Consider the following 6,538-nt stretch of genomic DNA (forward strand, 5'->3'; position numbering starts at 1 on the left):
TTGAACTTAAACGACAACTGGAATATAAATGCAAGCATGCAGGTTGTCAGTTTGAGATCGTAAATGAGAGTTACACTACCCAGACCTGCTCGTGCTGCCTTAAAATAAGTGACAGTAGTCCGAAAGGTAGAGCAGGCTTGCGAATAAGAGGATGGGCTTGTGCTAAGTGTGGCACATGGCATGATAGAGATATCAATGCCGCTAAGAACATCCTTGCGGTCGGGCTTGACCGTCTAGCTGTAGGAATCCCCTCGGTTTAGCGAGGGGAGGAGGTCAAACTTTTTCTTTACTTAAAGAGGAGTTAAGCATAAGTATGGATGATTTTAACTGTGCTGCTGCACCCAATTTAGCACAGTAGGCCACACCTCTTTGGCTGCGTGACTGCTCAAGAAGATACGGGTGTGGTTGTAATCCTCTAAGTTGCCATTGGCCACTGAGAACTCACGCAACTGGTTGTTTGAGTTTTTGAAGGCTTGTAGATATTTTAAGCAGCCGTTAGGCGGAGAAACAGAGTCTCCTTTGGCGCAAATGGCATAAATGGGAGTCGTTACTTTTGGCATCAGAGTGCGATAATCGAAAGGCTGTGGCGTGGTTAGGGTACCGGTTTTTTTTAGAAAACGACTATTGGATTGTAGGCGAGCCAATTGCAATAACTGTCGTCTTATGGGCGTAGGAGAATAGGCGGTAAAGTTCTGGTTTAAGTTCCAGTCTATCCACTGCGATAGTAGATAGTAACTTTCATTCATGGTGCCTAACTTAAGGTTTTTGCCTTTGACAATTCCTAATCGGCGAGTCACTGTTTTTAGCATCAATATTTTGGTATAGCTTAAGGGAGTAGTAGCAGCGGCAAAGGCCTGGCACGCAAACATACTGATGCTGTTTATGCTATTTGCATACTCAGGGTAGCGGGTTAAAAACATCGTCAAGCAGAGACCGCCACCGCTATGAGTAATGCAGTGCAAGTTATCAAGGCCTAATTCATTAAGTAAGTAGCTGAAAGTGGCCTTAACATCATAAAAAGCAATGTCTTCAAGATGATAGTTGTCTTTAGGATGGCTGCTACTGCCGTGACCTCGCCATTCCATGATAAAGCAGGAGTACCCTAGCTTGGCAAAATAGCTAGCAATACCTAGGCAGACAGTTTTGTCCGAAAAAGCGCCGTGAATAAACAGCAGGTTTTGGTTGTCTTTAGCTTTAGAGTTATTAGAGGTCTGCTGTGAATTATTTGCCGTTATTTCCCAAACTGCGACTTGCTGATGGTCTTCGGTTGTTACTAGCTTAAGAGTTTTATTTATCATCGCTAAGAGCCTTATATCCTTATAATGCCTGTTTACCTGTTCATAGGTAGCATAGGGATTTTTTGTCCGCAATCCTACATTTTAGCTTAGATTAGCTAGTCACTTTCTAGGTTTAGCTCTGGCAGTGGGGGTAAATCTTCTAGTTTCTCAAGACCAAAAGCATCCAAAAATTCAGGCGTGGTGTGCAGTAGAGCAGGACGACCTAACGTTTCGCGATAGCCTTTTTCCACAATCCAGCCCTTATCAAATAACTGTCTTAAAATATTACTAGATACAGTTACTCCGCGGACTTGCTCAATATCACTGCGGGTCACAGGCTGTTTATAGGCAATGACACTTAAGGTCTCAAGCAGAGCTTGGCTTAAATGCTCTAGTCGCTGCGGGAACACTTCCTGAATTAGGCTACTGTACTCGCTGCGTATTTGTAACCGATAGCCACTGGCAGATTCGCTTAAAGAAAGCACCCCTGTGGTGAGTCTTTGTTGCAGAACCACTAGAGCTGTCTCTAACTCTTGCTTAGATAAAGATAAGTACTTTCTAAGCTGACTATCAGTTAGAGGCGATTCAGAGGCATGTAATAACACTTCAACTCTACGGCTCAATAAGTCGTAGCGGTTAAAGGCATTTAGATCAGAGTCGTTGGTAGCATTAGGTATAGCGGCAGCTGGGTCATTAGGAAGTTTTGGCATGAAAGTTCGCTAGGTTTAAAAATAGATAGTGAGTGAGGGTAACTTATGTAGGTGTTAAGGGGTAGATTTTAAGTGATAAGTGCTAAGCAACCCAACGTAGCTTGAGGCTAGATAAACTGTAAGTATGAGGCTGTGACTCTTCAGGAGAGGAGTTGACAGTATTCTCTGGCTCATCAATAGTAGAGTTTTGCGCCTCTTCAATAGCAATCACATCGATAATTTGTCGCTTCATAAGCTCAAGTACGGCCACGAAGCTGACCACGACCCCAAGTCGTCCTTGATTTTCATCGAGTAGCTCAATAAAAGCCCCTTCGCCGCGCTCGCTAAGCTGACGGCTAATACTGGCAATTCGGTCAGATAAGGGGATGGGATCTACTTTGATATTGTGCATTTGATAGTCGGGCTTTAACTGCATTTTAAGCAAGCTTTCTACCAACATCTCTGCAGGGTAATTGGGTAGTTCCGCCGCCATAACTTCTGGGTCAGGCAGGCTAGCCATTGCTAAAAACACATCACGCTCAAGGCGTATTAAGTTATCAAGTCGGCGAGCAGCTTCTTTAATCTGGGCATAATCTTCTAGCCGTGCAATCAGCTCAGCCTTTGGATCGCGCTCATCTTCTAACTTCTCAGGCGCAGGGAGCAGCAGCTCTGTCTTGATAGCAATCAAGGTAGAGGCCATCAACAGATAGTCGCCAGCCAGCTCAAAATGGTCAGCATCTAGCTCATCGATATACGCCAAGTACTGCTCAGTAATGGGCAAAATGGCGGTATCCGTGATGTCAAAGTTGTTCTTTTTTACCAGATACAACAAGAAGTCGAGCGGACCTTCAAACTGCTCTAACCAAATAGCAAAAGCCTGAGGCGGAACATATAAATCCTCAGGCAGTGCTTGAACTGGCGTGGTATAGATTCTAATACTGGCATTAACACCAGCATCAGAATCTGCTTGGGTATAAGTAGCTGTGCTATCCAAAAGCTAATGCCCTTATTTTAGTTTGGCCAATGGCTTGATGCCAATAGCACGGCGGGTTTTATCCAGCTGCTTGCGGCTATGACGGCGCGCTTTTTCAGCACCCATCATCAGGATTTCTTCTAACTCTTTTGGATTGGCCATTAGCTCAAAGTAGCGCTCACGGAAGGGAGCAATCTCGCTGTTGATCTTCTCAAATAAAATCTGCTTGGCATCACCCCAAGCAATACCGGCTTCAAACTGTGAACGTAAGTCAGCAAGCTCGTCTGGTGTTGCGAAGGCTTTATAGATTTCAAAAATAACTGAGTCATCAGCGTCTTTAGGCTCTTCAGGGGCTTGCGAGTTGGTCACAATTTGCATAATCGCTTTGCGCAGCTGTTTTTCTGGGTCAACTTGAGGGTTATACTCACCAAATAGAGGAATGGTGTTGCCATAACTCTTACTCATTTTACGGCCATCAAGACCTGTTAACAGCGCTACGTTGTCATCAAATACTGCAGAAGGCTGAGTGAATAAGGGCTTGTACTTATGGTTAAAAGTACCAGCGATATCACGGGCCATCTCAACGTGTTGAATTTGGTCTCGACCGACAGGTACGTGGGTGGCATTAAACATTAAGATGTCGGCAGCCATTAATACTGGGTAACCAAACAGACCCATGGTGATACCGTGATCAGGATCGACATCGGCCTTTTCATTATTGGCATCTACCGCAGCTTTATAAGCATGGGCGCGGTTCATTAGGCCCTTAGCGCATGAGCAGTTTAAAATCCAAGCCAGCTCAGGAATTTCAGGCACATCAGATTGACGATAGAACACCACTTTTTCAGGATCTAAGCCACAAGCCAGCCAAGTTGCTGCAATGGCTTTGGTAGACTCATGAACCTGTTTGGGGTCTGAGCATTTGATAATACTGTGGTAGTCGGCCAAGAAGAAAAACGACTTGTCCTCTTCGTTGGTGCTATTTTGTGAAGACTGAATAGCAGGACGAATGGCGCCCACGTAGTTGCCTAAATGGGGAATACCTGTGGTGGTAACACCGGTAAGAGTACGTCTTGGCTGATTGGCTTCTGTTTGGTTTGGATGGGTCTCTGATGCGCTCATAAATCACTCAACTTTTAAAACAGGTTGTTGTAAAGGTTATTAGGATAACAAAATTTATTGTATCGGCTCAGTATAACAAATAATCACTGTTTTTTAGCCTTATAGTCACTAATAGGCCACAGTAACCGTCTGTTTTATTGGCTTTAACAGGGCAGTTATCAGTTATAAATAGAGGGGTATAGATAGATTGTCATTAATTTCTAACTTGTCTCTTGCTAATTACTTTAATGTATAACATAATTTTTGGGCTCGATTACTCAAGAATGAAGTACTGGACTGTCATTCAATAAACCCCAGGTTATAAGGATATAAGTGTTATGGGAATGTTCGACTACAAAAACTATTCAAGTGAAGAGTCTGCCAAGTTAATTGACGATGCCAGTCGTCTCTCAGCTTACACCAATGCCGTAAGTTTCTTTGGCTTTATACCAGGTGCAGACGCGTTAAACCTTGTCGGAAATTTAACTGGTGATTTATTCCCCAATGATACCAATGTAGGTATTCCAGACGGTTGGGCTCAGCTGAGCCCAAGTGATTTGGGCGTAAGTGAGTCTTTGGTAGATAGAGAAGGTTACTTTCAGATTGACAGCTTGTTTAGTGGTAAAACTGAGGGCGGGCCACAAGCGCTTATCTTCGGTCAATACGATGACGCTGGCAAGCTAGTTGGTATTAACCTCAATATCTCTGGTACCAATAATCTGGTTGATGTCCTAGATTACCTAGACTTTAATAGCCGCAAAGGTATTGCTTTATTAGAGCCGATTTTAGGGATAGTAAAAGACTTCGCTGTGGCCAACGGCTTAAGCGGTAGTGATGTGTTGATTAGTGGTTATAGTGCCGGTGCTGCCGTTACTAACATGATTGCCGCTGAGCGTGAAGTGTTGGCGGATGGCTTTTTTGAAGAGGCCGACTACATGGCTTTTGCTGTCCCCACCATCTATGACAACCCAGATGTTATTTTAAACTTTGGTTATGAAAATGATGTGGTGCACCGCATTACCGGTAGCGAGTCGAATATCTTAGATGCTATTAAGGCCGCCGATTTTGGTTTGGTTAACCCAGATAAGGACTTTAGCAGCTCAACTGACAACGTGGTGTTGTTTAACGATGTGTACGCTTCGCCTATTTGGGATGTCAGCCTATTTTCTTTATTAAATATTCCCACCGGTTGGTATGCCCACATTAATGGCATTACCACAGATGCCATTAGCCGCATTAGTAACTCCACTTTCTATGAGCATACCAAACAAGACAGCACGGTGATTGTGGCAGATTTAACTGCAGTAAGCCGAGCGACCACTTGGGTGCAAGATGATAAGTCACATACCTCAAGCCATTATGGCAGCTCAGCCTTTATTGTGGGCAGTGCTTATGATGATCTAATCGCTGGCGGTAGTAACTTTGATTATATCGATGCCGGTAAAGGCAATGACATTATCAAAGCTGGGGTTGGGGTTGACCATATTGATGGCAACGAAGGCCATGACCAAGTTCGTGTGGCAGGCAGAAGCAATGACTGGAATGTCTTTAAAATGGAGGACGATACCTTATTCTTCTTAGATAAAGAGGGCATTAACTTGGTTGAAGCTGATAACGTGGAAGCGGTTAGCTTTGAAAAAGAAATCGCCAGTCATTTGCACAATTACGACATTGGCAGTAACGGCTTAATTGATAACCGTCCGGTGATTAAATGGTTTAGTAAAGGCAAAAGCTATGGATCGCACACCGAAGGTAGTGACGGTGATGATAGCTTGACGGGTAATATCGTGTTTGGCCGTGAAGGGGATGATACTATCCACGGCACGAAGGGTAATAACACTCTGCATGGTGGCCAAGGTGATGACACCTTATACGGACTGGCGGGTAATGATAAGCTTTATGGTGCCGAAGGGGATGACCGTCTAGATGGTGGGGCAGGCAACGACTGGTTAATCGGCGGCATTGGTAATGATACCTTCGTCATCGGTAATAATGCCGGCTCTGATACCATTGTGGATTTTAATAATGATATCGGCTATAACGATGTTATTGAATTCTCATCCTCTTTATTCCAAAGCTTTACGGATTTAGCAGCCAATGCCATTCAAGCCAAAAATGATGTGCTGGTTACTCTTAACTCAACCGACTATTTGACTGTCCTTAACTCTACGGTAGATGATGTTCTAAACTCTTCAGTTATTATCTAATACCAATTCTAAAAAATAACACTCAAGTCGCACCACTCCCGCTGAGTGATAGACCTAATTAAGTTAGTCTCATTACACAATGCATTCCAAGCGTCACATGCCGCATCGACAATCGCATCATAACTCTCAAAACAGCGATTAGATAACCAATGCTGTTTAAGGTACTGCCACACCTGTTCAGCAGGGTTAAGTTCAGGTGAGTAGGGAGGCAATTTAAGCATGGTCACATTGTCTTGATCCAAACTTGGTTGGTGCCATAGCGCCCCATCCATGACCACCACGGCATGCCGA

General features: G+C 44.1%; 7 protein-coding genes. 2 read left to right on the forward strand and 5 right to left on the reverse strand.

Features of this window, described 5'->3' with window-relative positions; genetic code table 11:
- The coding region (locus tag A1232T_RS08560) for a zinc ribbon domain-containing protein (protein WP_143513973.1) at window positions 1-260 on the forward strand (260 nt) is incomplete at its 5' end.
- Between the two features lie 63 nt (window positions 261-323).
- On the opposite strand, the gene A1232T_RS08565 is transcribed toward A1232T_RS08560, so the two are convergent.
- The 4 genes from A1232T_RS08565 to trpS form a co-directional block, all read right to left on the reverse strand.
- A complete protein-coding gene (locus tag A1232T_RS08565) occupies window positions 324-1,298 on the reverse strand; it encodes an alpha/beta fold hydrolase (RefSeq protein ID WP_077449031.1) in 975 nt (324 codons plus the stop codon).
- A gap of 95 nt (window positions 1,299-1,393) precedes the next feature.
- Entirely contained in the window at window positions 1,394-1,987 is a 594-nt protein-coding gene (gene scpB, locus A1232T_RS08570) for an SMC-Scp complex subunit ScpB (RefSeq protein WP_077449032.1), read from the reverse strand.
- An 82-nt stretch (window positions 1,988-2,069) separates the two neighbouring features.
- Complete coding sequence (locus A1232T_RS08575) at window positions 2,070-2,960, reverse strand: segregation and condensation protein A (RefSeq protein WP_077449033.1); 891 nt, start codon at window positions 2,958-2,960, stop codon at window positions 2,070-2,072.
- Window positions 2,961-2,972: 12 nt separating this feature from the next.
- The gene (trpS, locus tag A1232T_RS08580; protein ID WP_077449034.1) at window positions 2,973-4,061 is read right to left on the reverse strand and encodes a tryptophan--tRNA ligase; all 1,089 of its coding nucleotides are present in this window, start codon (window positions 4,059-4,061) and stop codon (window positions 2,973-2,975) included.
- Window positions 4,062-4,378: 317 nt separating this feature from the next.
- Between trpS and A1232T_RS08585 the strand changes: the two genes are divergently transcribed.
- Window positions 4,379-6,247, forward strand: a complete 1,869-nt coding sequence (locus A1232T_RS08585) for a calcium-binding protein (RefSeq protein WP_077449035.1) — start codon at window positions 4,379-4,381, stop codon at window positions 6,245-6,247.
- An 8-nt stretch (window positions 6,248-6,255) separates the two neighbouring features.
- On the opposite strand, the gene A1232T_RS08590 is transcribed toward A1232T_RS08585, so the two are convergent.
- On the reverse strand, window positions 6,256-6,538 hold a 283-nt coding region (locus tag A1232T_RS08590; protein WP_425272051.1), incomplete at its 5' end, for a transposase.

The organism is Psychrobacter pasteurii (genome assembly GCF_900162815.1).
Taxonomy (GTDB): domain Bacteria; phylum Pseudomonadota; class Gammaproteobacteria; order Pseudomonadales; family Moraxellaceae; genus Psychrobacter; species Psychrobacter pasteurii.